Genomic DNA, 23278 nt, shown 5'->3' on the forward strand with positions numbered 1-23278 from the left:
AAATTGTTTGTCTAATACTTGTTATTGGAGCAAACGGTTTTGGGCACAATCATTGATGTTTAAATTTTTAGCTTCATTTTTGTAGCAAGCGAGCCCAATTTGGGAGCTTTATTTCGGTTATTTCACTCTAAACTTTCTACGTCTTTTATTTATATTAGTTATATTACATTGTTACTTATTTCAATCTATATGGTTCTACATGAATAAGAGTATCCACTGTAGTTCCAAATTTTTTTGTAAATTCTTCTTCTATTGAGTGTTCAAGTTTATGCAATTCATTTACATCCATATTCTTATCTACAACAATATGCATATCTAAAAAAACATGGTCTTTAAATCCCCTAGATCTTATTTTATGAACATCTTTGACTTCATCAAACGCGTATATTACCTGCTTTACATCTTCACATTTTATTATATTTTTATCTATTAAAACTGATGCTACCTCCATAAATATTTCGTAAGCAGCATGAAAAATGAACAATGCAACCATTATTGAAACAATTATATCAATTTTAGGAGAAACTCCTAGTTTAATAGCAATTAAAGTTATTATTATACCTATTGATATAAAAATATCACTTTTAGTATGAATAGAATCTGCTATTAAAAATGAACTATTGTATTCCTTGCCTTTTTTGTTCTCATAATAAGCCACAAATACATTTATAAGCACTGTTAATAATATAATTATAATATTTTGTACATCTACTACTATTGTTTGAGGATTCCATATTGATTTTATAGATTTTGCAATTACATTATATCCAAGTAAAATTAATACAACACATATAAGTAAACTTGCCATAGTTTCAATTTTTTTATGTCCATATGGATGCTCGTTGTCACATGGTTTAGATGCAAATGTAATACTGACAATACCCACAATATTTGAAGCGCTATCACTAAATGAATGAAATCCATCAGCACACAAAGCTACACTATTTGTCATATATCCAATTATAATCTTTACTATAGTTACAAAAACATTTGCAATAAGTAATATGCCTAAAACTCTTTTAATTTTTGAATAATTATCTGTTTTCACATTTATTCTAACCTTTTATTGATATATAATAATATAATAATTTTTTTTATATATTGTTCATATAAGTAATTTTTTTAATAAATATGCAAAAATATATTAAATTACAGACATTTTTTTATTTTTTTATTTTTTATAATCAAAATAATTATAATATTAATTGTCGATTAATAATGAATTTCAATATATTATTATAAAATCAGATAAATAATATAATTATTTATCTGGTAAAATTAATTACTGTTTTTTATTAGTTTCAATTTTACTTTTAGACTTATCATACATACCGTTAGATTTCATATAAACATATTGTATTCCAGACTCAGCAATCTTTAAAAAATTAATTTCACAATTATGATTACTTAATATTTTCTTAAATATCTAATTTCGAGCCTTCTCAACTTTAAGCTTTTTACCTTTTATAGTTGTATTTTTTAAGTTATCAATAACAATCTTTCCCTTGTTATTTAAGATATCTACATATGATACATTATCCTGAACATCAATTATTCCAATATCATCAGATGTAACTCCTTCTATATTGCAAATTGCTCCTACTATATCACCAGCTCTTAATTTTTTCTTTTTTCCACCATTTAAATATATCTTTGTTATTTTAGAGTTTACTACCTTTCCCTTTTCCTTTTTCTTATTAGGTTTTGATTTTAATATATTTAAACCTTCATCTTTTTCTTTATTTATTTCTTCATTGCTTGGAAGTAATTTAACAGGAATATTAAATCCTATATATTCTTCAATCAGATTTAAATATCTATCATTTTCTTTAGTGCAAAAAGATATGGCTTTACCTTTTGCACCAGCACGTCCGCTTCTACCGATTCTATGTACATAACTTTCTTTTTCTACTGGAAGCTCAAAATTTATAACATGTGTTAAGTTATCAACATCTATTCCCCTTGCTGCAATATCTGTAGCTACTAAAATTCTGAAATTTCCCTGTTTAAAATCACTCATGGCATCCAATCTTTCTTTTTGCATCATGCCGCCATGAATCTTCCCTACACTATACTTTTTACATTTTAAATAATCAAAAATCTTATCTACACTTTCTTTTGTTCTTCCAAAAATAACAACAGTTTCAGGCTTTTCATTTATTAAAATACTGTTTAATGATTCTAACTTTTCATCGCAATTTATATAATATAAATTATGCTCTATATTATTACTAATAAGATTTTGATTTTTAATAGTTATGCTTACTGGTCTTTGCATATGTTTTTCACATAATTCTTTTATTTCATTTGGAATAGTTGCTGAGAATAGTAATTTGACTATTTTTTTAGGCAGTCTTCTTAGTATACCTTCTACTTGATTAATAAACCCCATATTAAGCATAAGGTCACCTTCATCAATTACTAAATATTTGATTTTTTCTATCTTAAGACTTTCTCTATCTATATGATCTAATATTCTCCCAGGTGTTCCAACTACTATATGGGTTTTTTGCTTTAAAGTTCTTATTTGCTCATTCATTGGCGATTTACCGTATATTGCTACACTTTTTAGTCTTTTGTACCTTCCTATATTTAAAAAATCTTCATTTACTTGAACTGCTAACTCTCTTGTTGGGCTTAATACTAACACTTGAGGTAAATTTTCATCCCAATCACATTTTTCACATAAGGGAATTGCAAATGCTGCTGTTTTTCCAGAACCTGTTTGAGACTTAACTATAAGATCTTTGTTAAGCATAATTTCAGGTATTACTCTATCCTGAACTTCTGAAGGTGATTTATAACCTAAATCATTAATTGCTTTTATTAATTCATCACTCAAATTATATTCATTAAAATTATTATTCATTGTCTTTCTCCTTAAATCTTTTGTTATATATACTATTTACTAAAAAAAGAACGACTCATTCTTAAAGTCATTCTTTTTACAAATTATATATTCATAAAGCATATAAACCTTAATTTATACTATAATCATTATAATCAAAACAGTTAATTTATACAATGAATTTAATCATAGCAGTTTTCTAATGTACTCTTGAATTTTCATTAATATTATATTGATTTGCATACAATATTTTAGTTTTTAAATTAGTTGCTTCAAAACATTTTTCTATCCATTTTTCAAATGTTATATATTCTTTGTTTCCTACATTAAAAGCTATTCCTATAATTTCATCATTTATAATAATCTCTTTTATCTGTGCGCATAAATCATCTATGTGTAGAAACTGGATTTTAGTTTGCCCATCACTTGGTACTAGTATAGGGTCACAATTTAATAAACAATCAAATATATAGCTTTCCCTATACAGATTATTCATAGGCCCATATAAATATGGTGGTCTTAAAATAACCACAGGATATTTATCTGTTTTGTATTTACTAAATAAAAATTCTTCTGCTTCTAATTTATTTATTCCATAATCTTTCCATTGACTGTTGGATCCTTTTGTAGCACTTTCTTTTATAGGGAGTCTATTATTTTCAGTATAAACAGCACTAGAACTAATAAATATATATTTTTTTAACTTACTTTTGTCTAAACAGTTGTAAAGTATCTCTACATCATTTTGTGTATATGCATTAACATCAATTACATAATCAAATTTTTTATTATCTAATACTTTCTTCATATTCTTTTCAATATGCCTGTCAGCTTTTAAGGTATTTTTATGATCTAAAGAATTTCCTCTATTTAGTGTATAAACTTTATACCCTTCATCAGAAAAATATTTGGCTATGCTTTTACTTACGAATTTTGTTCCACCCATAACAAGAATATTCATTTATTTTCCCCCAATACATATTATAGCTACTATATTTTATTATATTATATACTATTTCTTCACATTATAAAATAGTATATACTTATTTCAAAATAGTATACATTAATAAAAAGATGTCTCATTAAATAATTTGAGACATCTCCTTATGTTTTGCATTATAAATTATAGTTTGTAACTGTGACAGCTGCTTTATTTGTATTCCTATATCTTAAAACCAATATAAAGTTCACATACTGCACTTATTAGAAAATATGTTCCTATTATATAAGGTACTGAAACAAAACTTACTATAGGATTAAACAATATTAATACCCCTAAGAGTATAATCAAACAAGAATATATAATATTAAATGTATCTCTATAACCTGGCTGTTTTAATGCTACTATAAGAAGATATATTCCCTTTACAGTAGACCATGCTCCATAAAAAGCTATTATAAGATTTATGCTTTGAACAGGCATGCTTATTAAACCTATACCAAAAATTATATTAACAATTCCTACTACTATGCTTCTTGGCTGTTTAAATAGTGATACACTTCCTAAAGCAATAACTAGTATTCCAGTAATATTAGTTAAGGTTATTAAAGAGCTTGTTGGATTAAATATAAATAGTAATCCAATTATTCCAAACAATATACCTTCAACTATAAACATTTTTTCTAAAAATTTCACCATATATTTTCCTCCTTCTTAAATATATTTTACCTAAAAGAAGTTTTTAGCGCATTTAAAAGTACTTTTGGATCTTTATTATATGGAGTTACTGGGCAAATCTTTTTATGCTTAACATTGAATAATTTATATACTGCTATTCTTGCTGCACGAACTGAATATTCTTCAGTAAATACCATATCTTCTGGTATTTCTACAAATTGGCTTATCATTGCAAAGTTTGTAGAACCACATGGAACAACTTTGGGCCTATCGCTTATTTTATGTGGCTGGAATTGTGAAACTATATATGGCATCATACATGGAATTACGTTTATTACATCCTCAATAATCTCATCTTTTTTCGAATCTAAATGAAGATGGTGTAAAAGCTCTATCAATATTTCTTCTCCAGTGCAATCTCTCATAGGCTTTTTAATATAATTTCCTTCTTTATCTGTGTATAAACCATATCCCCAGAAAATAGTTGTATCCATTGACTGATTCTTAAAATGTGGCTGCGCAGCAACTACTATACTCATTAACCAGTTGGAATCTTTAAATGTCATAAGTGCACCACTTCCAGGTATATTCATTGAAAATTTCTCAATTAGCTTTAAAAGTTTATTACCTTTGCAAGTTACAGTAAAGCTTTCCCAGTTTGTTTGTTCTGGATATCCAAAGAATGGTTTGGGATTTCCAAGCCCAGGTTTCTTTTTAGATACTTTTTCCCAAAGTTCTGCACTTATTGGTTTTTCAATATCATACTCTGCTGGATTATCAAAATCACCAAGACGAGCATTATCAGTCATACATCCATTTGTCATTATACATACATCACCAGAATTTAATGTTATTATCTTTTCGCCTTCTTTATCTTTTATGTGTATTGCTGTAGCTGTTATTTCACGCCCAGGTTTAAAATCTATATCAGTTACTGTTGCATTTATACTAAAATCAACATTACAGTTTTCTAAATATTTTTTTAAAGGTAATATTACTGATTCATATTGATTATATGGTGTTCTTGTTACACCTTCTAATGTTTCTATACGAGAAAATTCAAAAATCATACGATTCATATAACGTTTAAGTTCAAAAACACTAGACCACTTTTGAAATGCAAATGTTGTTTGCCACATATACCAAAAATTTGTTTTAAAGAAATGTGGTGTATTTATAAACCATTCCTCGATCGTAATATCATCTAAATCTTCTTCTTTAGTCGCCATCAATTTACCAAGAGCCAATCTATCAGCATTATTAAATCCCATTGATTTAACATCCAATATGACTCCATACCTATCTACAAGCCTTGCCTGAGCGTGTGTTGGATGTAAATGATCGAAGTTTAATATTTCCTCTGTTACACTTTTCCCTGGCATCTCTAAAGATGGTATAGTAGAAAAAAGTTCCCAGAAATTTTCATATGTTTCTTCATTTAACATCCTTCCACCTCTACATACAAAACCTTCTTCATTATTTCCCGCACCATCATTGCTTCCGCCTAAAATACGTAATCCTTCAATTATATGAATATTTTCTCCTTTAAAATTGCAATCACGGATAAGATAAGCTGCACCTGCAAGTGAAGCAAGACCTCCTCCAACAAAGTAAACCTGCTTATTTTCTTTATTTTCATATAAATTTATTCTTGTACATGAACATGTAGTATTCTTTTTATCATTTTTTTTGCTTAATCCAATTATGGTGGCTGCGCCTAGTGCCATTCCTAATGTTATTAAAATATTTAAATTGTTATTACAGCTTCTTCTTTTCATATTTATTACATCCTTTTTTTTATTTTATTTTTATAGTTTAACGTAATTTATAAATACTTATACATAATTTGATTAATTGAATTATAAAATTTTTATATAAATGTAGTTATTTATGAATAAAATTCCAAATAAATAATAATTTTATTATTAAGGTATAAAGTACATTGGTAAAAGTGTCTCTAAACGTTAGACTTTAAATATAACCAATATATAATTAAGGTAAGAAAATATAAAATACGTTAATTAGGAGGTATTTTATGAATAAAATAAAAAAATTCTATATATTGATACCTGTTTTAACCGCCTTATTCTCTTTGGGCATGATTATTTATACCTCATCATTAAATAATCATCCAAAACAAGAATACACAATTTTTTTACAAGATCTAGAAACTAATAAAATACAAAACGTTATAATAGATTCATCTTCTAAAATGACGGTAAAATTAAAAGATGGAAAAACTTATATAACTGATAATCCAAATAAAGAAGATTTAAAAGAAACCTTATTACTAAAAAATATTAAAATATCTGATGAGACAAATCCTCCACTTATAAAAACAATACCATCAGGAATTTTGGTTTTATCAATTTTAACAATAATAGCTATGCTACTTGTAAAAGCTAGACATGGAAGTTCTTCTGTTACATCTATGGATATAGTAGATTTTAGTAAAAACATCGGAATAAACTTTAGTAGTGTAGCTGGAAATGAGGAAGCTAAAGAAAGTTTAATGGATATAATTGACTTTCTTAAAAATCCTGAAAAGTACGAAAAATATGGAGCAAGGATGCCAAAAGGAATAATTTTATATGGTGAACCTGGAACAGGAAAAACATTACTTGCTAAAGCTGTAGCTGGAGAAGCAAATGTTCCTTTTTATGCTCTTAGTGGTTCAGATTTCGTTCAAGTTTATGTTGGTGTTGGTGCAGCACGGGTTAGAAGCTTGTTTAAAAAAGCAAAATCAAAAGGAAAAGCTGTAATATTTATAGATGAAATTGATGCTATAGGTAAAGCACGATCTAATAATGAAAGCAGCTCAACAAATAGTGAACGTGATCAAACTTTAAACGCACTTTTAACTGAAATGTCAGGCTTTGGTGAAGGCGAAGGCATTATAGTTATTGCTGCTACTAATAGGCTTGATATGTTAGATAAAGCACTTCTTAGGCCTGGAAGATTTGATAGACATATTGAAGTATCACTTCCAGATGTAAAAGCACGAGAAAAAATACTATCACTATATTTAGATAATAAACCACACGAAAACATTGACATAAAAGATATTGCTAGAAAAACTTCATATTTTTCTGGAGCAAAGCTTGAAAATTTAGTAAATGAAGCTGCTATATTAGCTGCAAAAGATGATAGTAAATATATTACACGTAGACACTTTGATTTAGCTTATTCAATTATATTAGCTGGTTATGAAAAAAAAGAAAGAGAACATTTAAAATATGAAGATAAAGTCCTTACTTCATATCATGAAGCTGGTCATGGACTCGTTTCAATGCTCCTTCTTCCAAAAGATAAAATATCTAAAATCACAATAATTCCAACAACTAAAGGTGCTGGTGGATATACTCTTACAATTCCAGAGGATAATAATTATCATAGAGCTGATTATTTGAGAAATAAAATTAAAGTTTTACTTGCAGGGAGAGCTGCAGAAGAAATTACTTTTGGAAAATCTAAAATTTCCACTGGAGCTGAAAATGACATATCTCACTCAACGGATATTGCATTAAAAATGATTACTGAATATGGAATGGGCGAAATCCTAGGACTTGTAAAATTATCAAGTGTAGGTTCGCTGTATAGCAGCTACGGAAACCTTGTAATTGAAGAATGTAAAGAATTTATTGATATTCTTTATGATGAAACTTTATCTTTGCTTAATGATAATAAAACACTTTTAAATAAAATAGCTTTAAACTTATTAGAAAAAGAGACACTTCATGAAGATGAAATTGAAAGACTTTTAAAAAATGAATAAATTTACTTCTATTAACTTCAAATTTCATAGAATAGTTTATTGTAAATAGAACATACTATTATTGAATTTGAAGTTATAGGAGGCTATAAAATGGCAAATTTAAATGCATTAGAATTACAAAATTTACGTCATTTAATTGGTGCACATTGTACAATTGAAAAAAAGCTTAATTTTTATGCAAGTCAATGTACTGACCCACAAATCGTTGATATGCTAAAAAAAGATGCTTTAGCAGCAAAAAACTCTAAAGAAACCCTTATGGGATTCTTACAATAAAGGGAGGGTTTTCATATGAACGAAAAAGAAATGGTAAGTGATTATCTTGCAGGTCTAAATTCTAGCTTAGCAAGTTATGGCGGAATAATCGCTCAATGTGAAAATGAAAGCTTACGTCAAACTATTCAAGGTATGAGAAATGGAGACGAAGTTCGTCAATATAACTGGTTTAAAAAAGCAAAAGAAAAAGGCTATTATATACCAGCAGCTCCAGCTACACCACAAGAAATTGAAACAGTTAAAAATCAAATGTCTCAGGGTTAATAATATATAATATTAATAATATTGAATATCATCCAACATAGATAAAGGACGTACTGAGCTTAGTGGATAACAACCAAAATCCAATATATGATATGTTAGATTTCTTTGCTTTTCACTAAACTCAGTACGTCCGTTATTTATTAAATGTACATATAGTTATATTTTAAATTTAATCTTAATTACCTAATGTTGCAAGAATTATAGCTTTTATAGAATGCATACGATTTTCAGCTTCATCAAATACTACAGATTGTTTTCCTTGGAAAACTTCATCTGTAACTTCAAGTGCAGTTAATCCATATTTTTCACAAACCTTTTTTCCAATAGTTGTTTTTAAATCATGATATGATGGCAGGCAATGCATGAATATTGTTTCATCTTTTGCATTATTCATAACTTCACAATTAACTTGATATGGTAAAAGTTTATTAATTCTTTCATCCCATACTTCTTCAGGCTCGCCCATAGATACCCATATATCTGTATATATAACATCTGCATTTTTAGTACTTTGTTTAACATCCTCACTTAATGTAATAGTAGCACCTGTTTCCTTTGCTATTCCTAAACATTCATTTACTAAACTTTCTGCTGGGAAAAATTCTTTTGGAGCACAAGCTATAAAGTTCATGCCCATCTTACTACATGCAACCATTAAAGAATTACCCATATTAAAACGTGCATCTCCCATATATACAAAGTTTACACCTTTTAGTTTTCCAAGCTTTTCTTCTATTGTAAGCAAGTCTGCTATCATTTGAGTTGGATGAAATTCATCAGTTAAACCATTCCACACTGGTACTCCTGCATATTTAGATAGCTCCTCTACTATTTCTTGTCCAAATCCTCTATATTCTATTCCATCATACATTCTTCCAAGAACTCTTGCAGTATCAGCTATACTTTCTTTTTTTCCCATTTGCGATCCAGCAGCATCTAAATATGTAACACCAAGTCCTAGATCCATTCCAGCCACTTCAAATGCGCATCTTGTTCTAGTTGAAGTCTTTTCAAATAATAGTGCTATGTTTTTTCCTCTTAATCTGTCATGTGGTATTCCAGCTCTTTTAAGACTCTTCAAATCCTTAGCTAAATCTATTAAATATCGTATTTCACTTGGTGTATAATCTAAAAGCTTTAGAAAGCTTCTGCCTTTTAAGTTTATTGCCATTTTATAGTCCCCCTTATAATATATAGTATAATTTAGGTATAATTATACTATATAGAACACTATTTGTCTATAATATCTGCATAATTATAAATTTATAATAATAATTATGCAGGTATAATTTACATTCATATTTTAAAATCTTCATCATCAAATACAACTTGATTTTTTCCATTTACTTTTGCTTTATACAGACAAATGTCTCCTTTAGCAATTAATTTATCATAATCTAGATTATTACAACATTCTGTTACGACTCCTATACTTCCTGAAATAAAGACTTCTTCATTATTCTTTTCTAATTTTAACCGTAATAATGATAATATTTTCGAAACATTATTCATTAGTTCATTATAACCTATATTTTCATAGATAATTATAAATTCATCTCCTCCAATTCTTGCAACATTATTCCCAGAAAATTCACTTAATCTTTTAGCTATTATTTTAAGAGCCTTATCTCCATATTTATGGCCAAAAGTATCATTCAATTTCTTAAAATTATCTAAATCAATAAATAACAACGTAATTTCTTTATTTGGATTATTTGATTTAGAGGAAATATATTTGATTAATCCTCTTAGATTTAATAAATTTGTTAAATAATCTCTATAAGCTAATTTCTCAAGTTTATCTTCTCTATTTTTAATACATGTTATATCATTGTATAGTGTCATTATTGATATTACTTCGTTTTTGTTATTAAATATTGGTGATTTATATACTTGGTAAGTTTTTTGATTTTCATTTTTATTAATAGTTCTTTCACAACATACGGTTTTCTTTTCTCGTATAATTTCTATATCATTATCTATATTTAAATTAATATTTAAGAGACTTAGTATAGCCTTTTCATTTTTATAGAAAACTTCATTATAAGTTAGATTAAATGTTTTAAAAAACACCTTATTAACATATATAATTTTGTTTTCTAAATTTTTCACATATAATGCCATAGGCATGCTTTCTAAAACATTTTTTAAGTTATTGTAGTTATTATTCATATGCAATACCTCACATTACTACTTTTACTTATGATTATTTTGTCTTTTATTATGATTTCTATGAGTTATGAAATAATTAATATTTACGAATTTTCCTTGATAATGTCAAGCATAAAGTAACAATTTTATATTATATTGTATTCATTAACTATTAATAATGATTATAAAAAATCGTATTAGAAATTTTAAAGATTTTTTCTAATACGATTTTTTATTACTAATAATTATATTTAAACATTATTAAAATTAACATATTTAATTATTATCTCTACAGTTTTTTCTAAGTACAATTTCTCAATTTGGGTAAATCTCCCAAATTCCTCACTATCTAAATCTAATACACCATATAATTTATCATTCTTAACTATTGGAATAACTATTTCAGAGTTTGATTTAGCATCGCATGCTATGTGCCCTTCAAATTTATGTACATCTTCTACTATTATTGTTTCTTTTTTAAATGCAGCTTTTCCACACACTCCACTACCTATTTTTATTTCTGTACAAGCTGGCATACCTTGAAATGGTCCAAGTGTTAATTTATCATTTTTTAGAAGATAAAATCCACACCAGTTATTTCTAGAAACAATTGCATTTATTAGCGCACAAGCATTACAAAGCTTTGATAAATCTGATTCATTATTATCTTGAATTAATCCTTCCAGCATAATAATCATATTTTTTAGCTTTTCTTCTAAAGTCATATTATCAAAAATATGTATATCAAACATAAATACCTCCATTATTTTCTAAATAAATGTTGTTTAAAACTTGATTATATCACATTCTTTTGGTTTAATAAATAATAATTGAGTAAAGAGCTTAAAAGATACCTCATATCTATTAAGCCCTTATATTATAATATCTTACGACTAAACAAATTTACTTAGATTAATTATTATTAACGTCTGCAATCTGAATTTCTTCTACGTTCTCTTCTCCCCTGTCTTAGTCCCTCGCAAAATCCTTCTCTTCTACCTTCTCTTCTTCCGTCTCTGAATCCTGCTTCTCTTCCTTCGCAAAATCCGTCTCTTCTGCCTTCATTTCTACCTTCTCTTAAACCTCTACAAAAAGCTGAACGTATTCTTCTTTCACAATTATTATCTTCAGTGCAAGTAGCATTGCGCCTATTTCTTCTATTACGTCTATTTCTTCTATTTCTACCCTTTGAAGTATCATCTGTACAAGTAGTAGTAGTGCTAGTGCAGCTTGTAGTATCATCTTCAGTGCAAGTAGTAGTGCTAGTACAGCTTGTAGTATCGTCTTCAGTGCAAGTAGAATTACGTCTATTCCTTCTATTACGTCTATTTCTTCTATTTCTACCGTTTGAAGTATCATCTCCGAAACTATTCCTATCCAAATTAAAATTTGACATAATAACAATCCCCTTTCTTTTTATATTAATAATATATGTAAGAAAGGGGATTGTGTTACATAACCAGAATATAAATTTATTTATGTATTTTAATTTATCTAATCCAAGCTCCATTGCTACCAAGAACATAGCCATCAATTACAGTGTTTTTAGCCATACTTCCATTTTCATATAGGTAATACCATCTACCATCAGTATCTTTTAACCATCCAGTTTTCATGTCACCAGAATTATTTAAATAGTACCAGTCACCTTCTAAATTTAACCAACCAGTTTGCATAACTCCTGAATTATTTAAATAATACCATTTATAATTATCCTTAACCCAACCTGTTTGCATAATACCTTCATTATTTAAGTAATACCAGGCATTTTTGTCTTTTAACCATCCAATGGCTTTTGTACTGTCTTCTTTATAAAAACTCCAAGTATTATCAAAATTTTTTATCCAGCCTTGTAAAGTAGATTCTCCTTTATCAGTTTCTTCATTTTCAATTTTCTCATCTGAAGATTGCTCTGGTAGTTTAGGAGCAATTGTTGAATATATTTCATTTTCAGTATTCCAAGCAACTAAACTTGTATCATTAAATACTGAAAGTTGATTCATAGAACCATCAGTATTATACATTGTAACAAATTCATCACCAACAAGCTTTGATATTTTTCCTTTATTTAATATCCATACGTTACCAAGAACATCAATTGAGTATGCTTTAATTTCTATATCTTCAACATTATCAAAATCTTCATCTAATTTAAGTATTTTTTTAGATTGTCCATTTTCTCTTACAGTTTTTAAATCATATTTCTTTATAGTTAATGAATTTTCTTTTGGAATAATTAAATATAAAGAATTTTTTAACATTCTTGCTGTAAGTCTTCCTTCGTTTATAAGATCATTTAAACTTGTTCCTTCTGATGCCATTATCTTAAATAAATCAGTAGCTAGATCTCTCATTTCATATGTGGTTATGCTTTTAGGAATATATGCTCCATTTTTTGTTTTTCCTTGATCTTTACTTATTTTTTGAGCATACATAGTAGAATCATTTGAATCCTCTTCATTTATTAATGTAAATATTCTATATATATATTCATTATCAGCAAGTAATGTCTTTTCATTTTGTATTATATATCCTTCTTTAGTTAAATCATCATAATCATCAAGTTTTACTTTTTTAGTATTTCCATCTGTATCTTTAGTATAATGAATTATATTTAGATTTTCAGACACATCAATGTATTTACCGCTTTCACTTATGTATACTATATAGAAAGTTTCATCAGAATTTATTAATTTATATTCATATATAACTTCTCCAAAAATATCATGACCTATTTTCGCTATTAATTCCATTTCTTCAACATCTTTATATCTATCAGCTTTTTTTAAAACTTTTCTTCTAAAATTATTTTCTATTTGAAATAGTTTTTCTTCTGAATCATCATCTTCTAATTTTCCTGTAGTTAAATTAAATAATTTTTCATCATCATTAAAGTCTATATAGAACATTCCGTATTTAGATCCTGTTCCACTAACATCTTCAATTAGTACATCATTTTTTCCTGTAAAATAATAGGTTTCATAATCTTGCTCATCATTTTTACTACCTTCATATATATATGTACCATTTGAAAAGGCCTGAACACTTTCAAAAGTTCCATCTAAAGTTTCTAATCTTGTGCTTGCACTTGCTACTGATGTCATTGAAATTAATGATGTAGCTAAAGTTATCATAGAAGTTAATTTAATTTTATTCATTGTATAAATATCCCTCACATTATTAATTTTTTCCTTAGTTATTTTTTCTCACACATTTTATCACAATAAATATACATAATAAATATAAATGTAGATTATTTATGATTTTTTCAATAAATAAATAGTTCGATTATCAAAACACTTGTTTTTTTCTTTGATAATCAAACTATTTTTAATAAAATTATACAATGTATAATTTTAGCTAACATTCATACAATGATTCTATTATTTCAAAATCTATAATATTCCATATATTTTCAATATAATCTTTTCTTAAATTCTTATATTTCAAATAGTATGCATGTTCCCAAACATCAATGGTTAATAAAGGTATATAACCTAATGAATATGGTGAATCTTGATTAGATGTATTAATTATCTTTAATTTATTTCTCTTTGTTTTTACTAACCATCCATATCCTGAACCAAATTGATTAAGTGAAGCAGTGTTTAGTTCTTTCTTAAGGTTATTAAAACTTCCAAAGGTATTTAATATTTCTTTTAGAAGTTTACCTTCTGGTTTATGTTTAGGATTAGGTGAAAGTATAGAAAAATATAAATTATGATTTGATACACCTCCACCTTGGTTAATTACAGTTTGACGTATTGCTTTTGGAATACTACTAACATTTGATAAAATATATTCAATTGATTTCTTATCTACAAATTTTTCGTATCCCTTAAGCGCTGCATTTAAATTATCAACATACGCTTGAAGATGCTTAGTATAATGTATTCTAACAGTTTCTTCATCAATATATGGTTCTAATGCATTGAATGAATACGTTAGATTCACTTTTTCAAATTTTTTCATTTCTTAACTCCTAAATTTTATTTTATAATATATAAATATAAGATAGGTATAAAAAAAATTACTTATTTATAGATATTATTTTATTAGATACAGCTAATATGTTTTAAATAATAAAAGGTGCCGATATTATCGACACCTTTTATTAATAATATATTTATTCATTTTTAGCAAGTCTTTTATAGTTTTCTAATCTTTCCATTGCATTTTCTTCAGTTAAAGCAAACAGTTCCTCAGCTTGTTCAGGGAATGTTTTAGCAAGAGAAGCATATCTCACTTCACTCATTAGATATTCTCTAAACTTACCATTTGGTTCCTTAGAATCTAATATAAATGGATTTTTACCTTGTTCTTTTAATAAAGGATTATGTCTATAAAGATGCCAATATCCACAGTCAACAACCATTTTTTCTACATCCTGGCTACTCTTCATACCAAGCTTAATTCCATGACTTATACATGGAGCATAAGCTATTATCAGTGATGGACCATTATAGTTTTCTGCTTCAGCTATTGCCTTAAGAGCTTGATTTTTATTTGCTCCCATAGATATTTGAGCAACATAAACATATCCATAGCTCATGGCCATCATTCCAAGGTCTTTCTTTTTAACTTTTTTACCAGTTGCAGCAAACTTAGCAATTGCAGCTGCAGGTGTTGATTTTGAAGATTGACCACCAGTATTTGAATATATTTCAGTATCAAATACAAGAATATTTACATTCTCACCTGATGCTAGTACATGATCAAGTCCGCCATAACCTATATCATATGCCCATCCATCGCCTCCAAATATCCATTGTGATCTTTTAATTAAGAATTCTTTATCATCTAATATTAATCCTATTAACTCTTTAGTATCTTTATCTTCAGCATTCTCGTTTTCTAAAATACTAATAACTCTTTCTGATCTATCTCTTGTAGCATCAGATATGTCCTTATGTTCAAGCCAATCGGTAAGTACAAGTTTTGCATATTCTGAAATTTTGCACTTTAATAAATCTTTAATATTTTCCGCAATTCTATCTCTTACAGCCTGAGCTCCAATATGCATTCCAAGACCAAATTCAGCATTATCTTCAAATAATGAATTTGCCCATGCTGGTCCATGACCTTCTGCATTTTTAGTATATGCACTAGACGGTGCAGATGCTGCCCATATTGATGAACATCCAGTTGCATTTGCTATCATCATTCTATCACCAAATAATTGAGTAACAAGCTTTGCATATGGTGTTTCTCCACAACCCGCACATGCTCCACTGTATTCAAGAAGAGGCTGTTCAAATTGGCTGCCTTTTACTGTATTTTTATCCATAGGATTTTTATTTTCAACATTTTCAACAGCATAGTTCCAAGCTTCGATTTGATCTTTTTGAGTTTCCTGTGGTTTCATAAATAAAGCCTTACCAGGTGCTGGACAAACCTCAGCACAGTTTCCACAGCCAGTACAATCAAGAGGAGTAACTCCAATTGTATATGATAAAGGATCTTCAATTTTTAAGCCTTTTGCAGGAACTATCTTGAAATTCGCTGGTGCATTTTTAGTTTCTTTTTCATTTAATAAGAATGGTCTTATTGCAGCATGTGGACATACAAATGAACATTGATTACATTGAATACACTTATCTTTATCCCATTCTGGAACGTTAACTGCTATTCCACGTTTTTCATAAGCTGAAGTACCATGCATAAATGTTCCATCATCCATATTATGTTTTATAAATGTAGAAACAGGAATCTTATCTCCTTCTTGTCTATTTATCGGTACAACTATATCTTTAATAAACTCAGGAACAGCTTTTGTTTCTTCTACATTTTCATCTTTGGAATTTTTCCATGAATCTGTAACTGTTATTTTAACAATAGAGTCTAATCCACGATCTATTGCTGCATGGTTCATATTTACAACTTTTTCACCTTTTCTGCCATATGAAGTGACTACAGCTTCTTTTAAATATTTAACTGCATCTTCAATTGGAATAATATTTGCAATCTTAAAAAATGCAGATTGCATTATCATATTAATTCGTCCACCAAGTCCTATTTCTTGTGCTATTTTGACAGCATTTAAAGTATAGAATTCAATATTGTTTTCTGCTATGAACTTCTTCATTTCTGCTGGAAGTTTTTTATCTAATTCTTCTTCTGACCAAATAGTATTTAATAAGAATTTACCATTCTTTTTCAGCCCTTCCAAAACATTATATTTATAAACATATGCTTGATTGTGACATGCTATAAAATCTGCTTTCTCAACTAAGTATGGTGATTTAATTTCACTCTTTCCAAATCTTAAATGTGAAACAGTTATACCTCCAGACTTTTTAGAATCATATGAAAAATATCCTTGTGCATACATATCTGTATGATCTCCAATGATTTTTATTGCACTCTTATTTGCTCCAACAGTTCCATCAGATCCAAGTCCCCAGAACTTACAAGATGTAGTACCCTCTTTACTTGCATCTATTTCTATTGGTGCAAGCGATGTATTGGTTACATCATCTAAAATACCTATTGTAAAGTTATTTTTAGGCTTTTCAGCATTTAAATTTTCAAATACTCCTGCAATATGTGAAGGTGTTGGATCTTTTGAACCTAATCCAAATCTTCCTCCTACAACTTTTATAGCTCTTCCTTCTTCCATAATTGCACGAACAACATCTAAGTATAATGGTTCTCCAATTGATCCTGGTTCTTTAGTTCTATCCAAAACAGCTATTTTTTTTACGCTTTCTGGAATTACTTTTAAGAATTTTTCTATTGCAAATGGTCTAAATAATCTTACTTTTATTAGGCCTACTTTTTGACCATTATTATTTAAATAGTCTACAGTTTCTTCAACAACATCACATGCAGATCCCATTGCAATTATTACCCTGTCTGCTTCTTCATGTCCATAATAATCAAAACAATGATATTCTCTTCCTGTCAATTTTGTTATTTGAGTCATATAATCTTCAACTACATCTGGTATATTATCGTATGCTGAATTTACTGCCTCCCTAGTTTGGAAATAAGTATCTGAATTTTGTGCTGTACCTTTTGTTACAGGATTATTAGGATTTAATGAATTATTTCTAAAGTTTTCAAGAGCTTCTTTATCGAGCATTTCTTTAAGCTCATCATACTCTAAAACTTCTATTTTTTGAATTTCATGAGAAGTTCTAAATCCATCAAAGAAATTAATAAATGGTATTCTGCATTTTAGAGCTGCTAAATGAGCTACTGCAGATAAATCCATAATTTCTTGAACTGAACTTTCCCCTAAAATAGCATAACCGGTTGCTCTTGCTGCCATAACATCTTGATGATCTCCAAATATGCTAAGCGATGATGTAGCAATTGACCTTGCTGCAACATGAATTACTCCTGGAAGTCTTTCTCCTGCCATTTTATACATATTAGGTACCATAAGTAATAATCCTTGTGATGCAGTATATGTGGTAGTTAATACACCAGCTTGCAAAGAACCATGTACAGCTCCAGCTGCGCCTGCCTCTGATTGCATCTCAACAACTTTTACTGGCTGTCCAAAGACATTTTTCTTTTTTTGTGCTACCCATTCATCAACATGCTCTGCCATTGGTGATGATGGTGTAATTGGATAAATTGCAGCGACTTCAGTAAAAGCATATGATATATAAGCAGCTGCTGTATTACCATCCATCGTTTTCATTTTTCTCATTTTATCACCTCTTAATTTATATTAAACAATAATAATTATCATTATCCGTTCAAAAATAATTATATACCATTTTAAATTTTTTTAAAGTACTATTTATAATTAATAATAAAAAATTGCATTTTTTTAATTGTCTATTTTATGCAAATAAATATTATTAATAAAAAAATACTCATCTAAGTCCAACAAGACTGATGAGTATTTTAAAATATTATTTAATATTTATAGAAAATGTTTTATTAACTTGAATTAAAGATAATTTACTTCCATTTTCTAAATTCCATATTGTTGCTCTTCTTCCGTTACCTTCAGAATCTAAAGTATTTTCCTCTTCTGATGATTTTTCTCCAAATATTTCTGTAAGTTGCTTTTCATATTCTTCAAAATTATTATTATTTAAAAGAATTGATATATCGTAAACTTTTCCTGAATCTAAATTAACATATACTTTATTATTTTCATCCAAAACATTAGTCTCATATTGACGTGATAAAACCGGATCAGAAACTGGTATACCTTCACCAAGCTTTTCAATAACTTCTTTATCTTCTTTTCCCATTAAATCCGCTAAAGTACTAATAAGTGATTGTGTTGATTCAGATTTTATTGTTATATTTTCCGATGATTCTTGATTTTGTGAACTTTGTGTACTATTATTATTTGAGCTTTCTTTATTTCCACACGCTACAAGAGTTGTAATTGAAAGTGTACTTATTAATAATGCAACTAGTATTTTTTTCATAAATATATGCCTCCAAGTTTATACAGATTTAGTATATAACTATTGATTATATACTTAAACTTAAATTAAATGTCCATATTATTATAACTTACAGATATTATAAATAAAACAAATTTAAAATGAATTTAATCAAATTTTAATAAAAACACTCTTGCATTATAGATTATAGGTTAAACTCATCAGATAATCTTTTATATGTCCTGTATCTGTCGTTAGCATATTTTTCTGTTAAAGCAAATAATTCATCTGCTTTTTCTGGATAAGCTTTTGCAAGAGATGAATATCTTATTTCACCCATTAAGAATTCTCTAAAATCACCTTTTGGTGCTTTTGAATCTAAGATAAATGGATTTTTATCACTTTCTTTTAATTCAGGATTATATCTATATAGATGCCAATACCCACATTCAACTGCTTTCTTTTCTTCATCCGGAGTATTAGCCATTCCTATTTTTATACCATGACTTATACATGTAGAATATGCAATTATAAGTGATGGTCCATCATATTTTTCTGCTTCTGTTATAGCCTTAAGTGTTTGATTCTTATCAGCTCCCATTGATACTTGTGCTACATAAACATATCCATAAGTCATTGCCATAAGGCCTAAATCTTTTTTCTTAGTGCGTTTACCACTTGCAGCAAATTTCGCTATTGCAGAAAGAGGTGTTGCTTTTGAAGATTGACCTCCTGTATTCGAATATATTTCAGTATCAAATACAAGAACGTTTATGTTTTCGCCAGAAGCTAATACATGATCAAGTCCACCATATCCAATATCATATGCCCAACCGTCTCCTCCAAATATCCATTGTGATCTTTTAACTAAGAATTCTTTATCTTGAAGTATTATTTTTGAAAATTCATTATCATAATTTTCAAGAATATTAATCACTTTTTGCGCTCTTTCTCTTGAGCTGTCTCCTACATCTTTATTATCTAGCCATTCTTTTAATACTTCTTTAACCTCATCATCAATATCATTATCTAATGCCATTTTAACATTATTAGCTAGTCTTTCACGTATTGCTTTTACTCCTAAGTACATTCCATATCCAAATTCAGCATTATCTTCAAAAAGAGAATTCGCCCATGCTGGTCCATGACCATTTTTATTTACTGTATATGCTGATGCAGGTGTACTAGCCGCCCATATAGATGAACATCCAGTTGCATTTGCTATCATCATTCTATCACCAAATAATTGGGTTACGAGTTTAGCATATGGTGTTTCTCCACATCCTGCACATGCACCATTGTATTCAAGAAGTGGTCTTTCAAATTGGCTTCCTTTAAGCGTGAACTTATTCATTGGATTTTTCTTTGTCACTTTTTCTACAGCATAATTCCAAGGCTCTATTTGATTATGTTGACTATCTTGTGATTTCATTATAAGTGCTTTTCCTGGTGCAGGACATACAAGGGCACAATTACCACAACCAGTGCAATCAAGAGGACTTACACCTATTGTATAATGAAGATTTTCTTCAGATTTTATACCTTTAGGTGCTATATGCTTAAAACCTTCTGGAGCTTTTTCTAATTCATCATTATTTAATAAAAATGCTCTTATGGTAGAATGTGGACATACAAATGCACATTGATTACATTGAATACAGTTTTCTGGTATCCATTCTGGAACATTAACTGCTATTCCACGCTTTTCATAAGATGTAGTTCCATGCATAAATGTACCATCTTGCATATTATTTTTTATAAATGTTGAAATTGGTATATTATTGCCTTCAAGTTTAGTCATTGGTTTTACGATTTCTTTAATAAACTCTGGATAATCATCTTTAACTTTTAATTTTTCATCAATAGCATTATTCCATTCATTAGGTACAGATATTTTTTGTATGCTGCTTAATGCAGTATCTATAGCATCATGATTCATTCTAACAATGTTTTCACCTTTTTTACTATATGATGTTACTACTGCATCTTTTAAATATTTTATAGCATCTTCAATTGGAATTATGTTAGTTATTTTAAAGAACGCAGTCTGCATAACCATATTAATTCTTCCGCCGAGTCCTATTTCTCTTGCAATTTTAACTGCATCTATCGTATAGAATTCAATGTTGTTTTCTGCTATGTATCTCTTCATCTTAGCTGGAAGTCTTTCATTTAATTCTTCTTTATTCCAAAAAGTATTTAATAAAAATTTTCCATTCTCTTTTAACCCATCTAAAACATTATATTTATATACATATGATTGATTATGACATGCTATAAAATCTGCACTATCTATTAAGTAATGTGATTTTATTGGATCTTTGCCAAATCTTAAATATGAAACTGTTATACCACCTGATTTTTTTGAATCATAGTCAAAATATCCTTGGGCATACATTTCTGTATGATCTCCAATTATTTTAATTGCACTTTTATTTGCTCCAACAGTTCCATCAGATCCAAGTCCCCAGAATTTGCATGATGTTAATCCTTCTATTTTTACATCAATATTTAAAGGAGCTAATGATAAACTTGTAACATCATCTATTATTCCTATTGTAAAGTTATTTTTAGGCTCATCTAAAGCCAAATTATCATATATTGCTGCAATATGTTTTGGAGTTGGATCTTTTGAACCAAGACCAAATCTCCCACCAACCACTTTTATATTTCTATTTTGTTTATATACTGCTTGAAGAACATCTAAGTATAAAGGTTCACCACTTGAACCAGGTTCTTTTGTTCTATCTAGTACAGCTATTTTGGTTGCAGTTTCTGGAATACAACTTAATAATTTCTTTGTATCAAAAGGTCTGTATAGTCTGACCTTTATAAGCCCTACTTTTTGTTTGTTTTCATTTAAATAATCAATTGTTTCTTCAATAACATCATTTACGGATCCCATAGAAACTATAATTCTATCTGCATCATGTGCCCCATAATAGTTGAAGCAATGATATTCCCTTCCTGTAAGCTTTGTAATTTTACTCATATATTCTTCAACAATTTCAGGAACATCTTCATAATATTTATTTACAGCTTCTCTAGTTTGAAAATAAATATCTGGATTTTGTGCTGTTCCCCGCGTTACAGGATGATCTGGATTTAATGATCTTTTTCTAAAATCATCTATATACTTATAATCTACTAGTCCTTTAAGTTCATCTTCTTCAATCACTTCGATTTTTTGTATTTCATGTGATGTTCTAAATCCATCAAAAAAATTTATAAATGGAATTCTAGATTTTAATGTTGCTAAATATGATACTGGTGAAAGATCCATTACTTCTTGTACTGAGCTGCTACATAACATAGCAAAACCTGTTTCTCTAGCAGACATTACATCTTGGTGATCACCAAATATGCTAAGCGAAGATGTGGCTATTGCTCTTGCTGCAACATTTATAACACACGGAAGTAATTCTCCTGCTATTTTATACATATTAGGTAGCATTAGTAGTAACCCTTGTGATGATGTATAAGTTGTTGTTAAAGCACCAGATTGGAGTGAACCATGAAGTGCTCCAGCAGCACCTCCTTCTGATTGCATTTCAACAACTTTTAATGGATATCCAAAAATATTTTTTTTACCGCTTGCACTCCATTCATCAACATGTTCTGCCATTGGAGATGATGGTGTTATTGGAAATATGGCTGCAACTTCTGAAAATGCATAAGATACATATGATGCAGCTGTATTTCCATCCATTGTTTTTGTCTTTCTCATATATTTTCCCTCTTTTTCACTTAATTTTGTAGAATACTTTCTTCATACATAATTTTATTATTGGCAGAAATATTTTTTGTTATGTATTTGCTTATAAATTTATTTTTTGTATTCTTACTATTTTTTAATTGTATCTGTACTTTGTTTTTTTGTTTTTATTCTACTTTACTTTACATAATATTTATTATTTATACTAATTTTCTTATATATTTGTTTTAATCTGCATTATTTTTTATTATATTTTTATATTCGCACCTCCAAT

The 23278-nt window shown here is 28.3% G+C and carries 17 protein-coding genes; 3 read left to right on the forward strand and 14 right to left on the reverse strand.

What is annotated here, in order from left to right; translation table 11 throughout:
* Positions 1–175 precede the first annotated feature (175 nt).
* The 5 genes from CNEONATNEC86_RS11265 to CNEONATNEC86_RS11285 all read right to left on the reverse strand — a co-directional run bounded on the left by CNEONATNEC86_RS11265 (position 176) and on the right by CNEONATNEC86_RS11285 (position 6244).
* A complete protein-coding gene (locus CNEONATNEC86_RS11265; RefSeq protein ID WP_083498772.1) occupies positions 176–1048 on the reverse strand; it encodes a cation diffusion facilitator family transporter in 873 nt (290 codons plus the stop codon).
* A gap of 378 nt (positions 1049–1426) precedes the next feature.
* Positions 1427–2869 (reverse strand): DEAD/DEAH box helicase, encoded by a 1443-nt coding sequence (locus CNEONATNEC86_RS11270; RefSeq protein WP_159136026.1) that lies wholly within the window; start codon positions 2867–2869, stop codon positions 1427–1429.
* A gap of 178 nt (positions 2870–3047) precedes the next feature.
* Positions 3048–3809: an NAD-dependent epimerase/dehydratase family protein gene (locus CNEONATNEC86_RS11275; protein WP_159136027.1), complete on the reverse strand. Its 762-nt coding sequence runs from the start codon at positions 3807–3809 to the stop codon at positions 3048–3050.
* Between the two features lie 201 nt (positions 3810–4010).
* Complete coding sequence (locus CNEONATNEC86_RS11280; protein ID WP_125150061.1) at positions 4011–4487, reverse strand: DUF308 domain-containing protein; 477 nt, start codon at positions 4485–4487, stop codon at positions 4011–4013.
* Between the two features lie 26 nt (positions 4488–4513).
* Positions 4514–6244: an oleate hydratase gene (locus CNEONATNEC86_RS11285; RefSeq protein ID WP_185738798.1), complete on the reverse strand. Its 1731-nt coding sequence runs from the start codon at positions 6242–6244 to the stop codon at positions 4514–4516.
* 257 nt (positions 6245–6501) lie between these two features.
* On the opposite strand from CNEONATNEC86_RS11285, the gene CNEONATNEC86_RS11290 reads away from it, so the two are divergent.
* The 3 genes from CNEONATNEC86_RS11290 to CNEONATNEC86_RS11300 all read left to right on the forward strand — a co-directional run bounded on the left by CNEONATNEC86_RS11290 (position 6502) and on the right by CNEONATNEC86_RS11300 (position 8781).
* Positions 6502–8241 carry an ATP-dependent metallopeptidase FtsH/Yme1/Tma family protein gene (locus CNEONATNEC86_RS11290; protein ID WP_159116301.1) on the forward strand — a complete coding sequence of 580 codons (1740 nt, stop codon included), beginning with the start codon at positions 6502–6504 and terminating at the stop codon, positions 8239–8241.
* Positions 8242–8331: 90 nt separating this feature from the next.
* Positions 8332–8517, forward strand: coding sequence for a hypothetical protein (locus CNEONATNEC86_RS11295; RefSeq protein WP_058295205.1), 186 nt, complete (start codon positions 8332–8334; stop codon positions 8515–8517).
* Positions 8518–8532: 15 nt separating this feature from the next.
* Positions 8533–8781, forward strand: a complete 249-nt coding sequence (locus tag CNEONATNEC86_RS11300; RefSeq protein ID WP_125150063.1) for a spore coat protein — start codon at positions 8533–8535, stop codon at positions 8779–8781.
* A gap of 175 nt (positions 8782–8956) precedes the next feature.
* Here the strand turns inward: CNEONATNEC86_RS11300 and argF are convergent, their stop codons facing one another.
* From argF to nifJ (CNEONATNEC86_RS11345), 9 genes are all read right to left on the reverse strand, one after another.
* A complete protein-coding gene (gene argF, locus CNEONATNEC86_RS11305) occupies positions 8957–9952 on the reverse strand; it encodes an ornithine carbamoyltransferase (protein WP_159136028.1) in 996 nt (331 codons plus the stop codon).
* A 125-nt stretch (positions 9953–10077) separates the two neighbouring features.
* Positions 10078–10953, reverse strand: a complete 876-nt coding sequence (locus tag CNEONATNEC86_RS11310) for a sensor domain-containing diguanylate cyclase (RefSeq protein ID WP_125150065.1) — start codon at positions 10951–10953, stop codon at positions 10078–10080.
* Positions 10954–11183: 230 nt separating this feature from the next.
* Complete coding sequence (locus CNEONATNEC86_RS11315; RefSeq protein WP_125150066.1) at positions 11184–11684, reverse strand: GAF domain-containing protein; 501 nt, start codon at positions 11682–11684, stop codon at positions 11184–11186.
* Between the two features lie 170 nt (positions 11685–11854).
* Entirely contained in the window at positions 11855–12328 is a 474-nt protein-coding gene (locus CNEONATNEC86_RS11320) for a hypothetical protein (protein ID WP_159136029.1), read from the reverse strand.
* A gap of 94 nt (positions 12329–12422) precedes the next feature.
* Positions 12423–14090, reverse strand: coding sequence for an N-acetylmuramoyl-L-alanine amidase family protein (locus tag CNEONATNEC86_RS11325; protein WP_159136030.1), 1668 nt, complete (start codon positions 14088–14090; stop codon positions 12423–12425).
* 202 nt (positions 14091–14292) lie between these two features.
* Positions 14293–14904, reverse strand: a complete 612-nt coding sequence (locus tag CNEONATNEC86_RS11330) for a superoxide dismutase (protein WP_125150069.1) — start codon at positions 14902–14904, stop codon at positions 14293–14295.
* A 154-nt stretch (positions 14905–15058) separates the two neighbouring features.
* Complete coding sequence (nifJ, locus tag CNEONATNEC86_RS11335) at positions 15059–18592, reverse strand: pyruvate:ferredoxin (flavodoxin) oxidoreductase (protein WP_125150070.1); 3534 nt, start codon at positions 18590–18592, stop codon at positions 15059–15061.
* Between the two features lie 208 nt (positions 18593–18800).
* Positions 18801–19331: a hypothetical protein gene (locus CNEONATNEC86_RS11340; protein WP_058295196.1), complete on the reverse strand. Its 531-nt coding sequence runs from the start codon at positions 19329–19331 to the stop codon at positions 18801–18803.
* A gap of 163 nt (positions 19332–19494) precedes the next feature.
* Positions 19495–23016, reverse strand: coding sequence for a pyruvate:ferredoxin (flavodoxin) oxidoreductase (nifJ, locus tag CNEONATNEC86_RS11345; RefSeq protein WP_159136031.1), 3522 nt, complete (start codon positions 23014–23016; stop codon positions 19495–19497).
* Between the last annotated feature and the right edge of the window lie 262 nt (positions 23017–23278).

This window comes from Clostridium neonatale (assembly GCF_900465025.1).
Lineage (GTDB): Bacteria > Bacillota > Clostridia > Clostridiales > Clostridiaceae > Clostridium > Clostridium neonatale.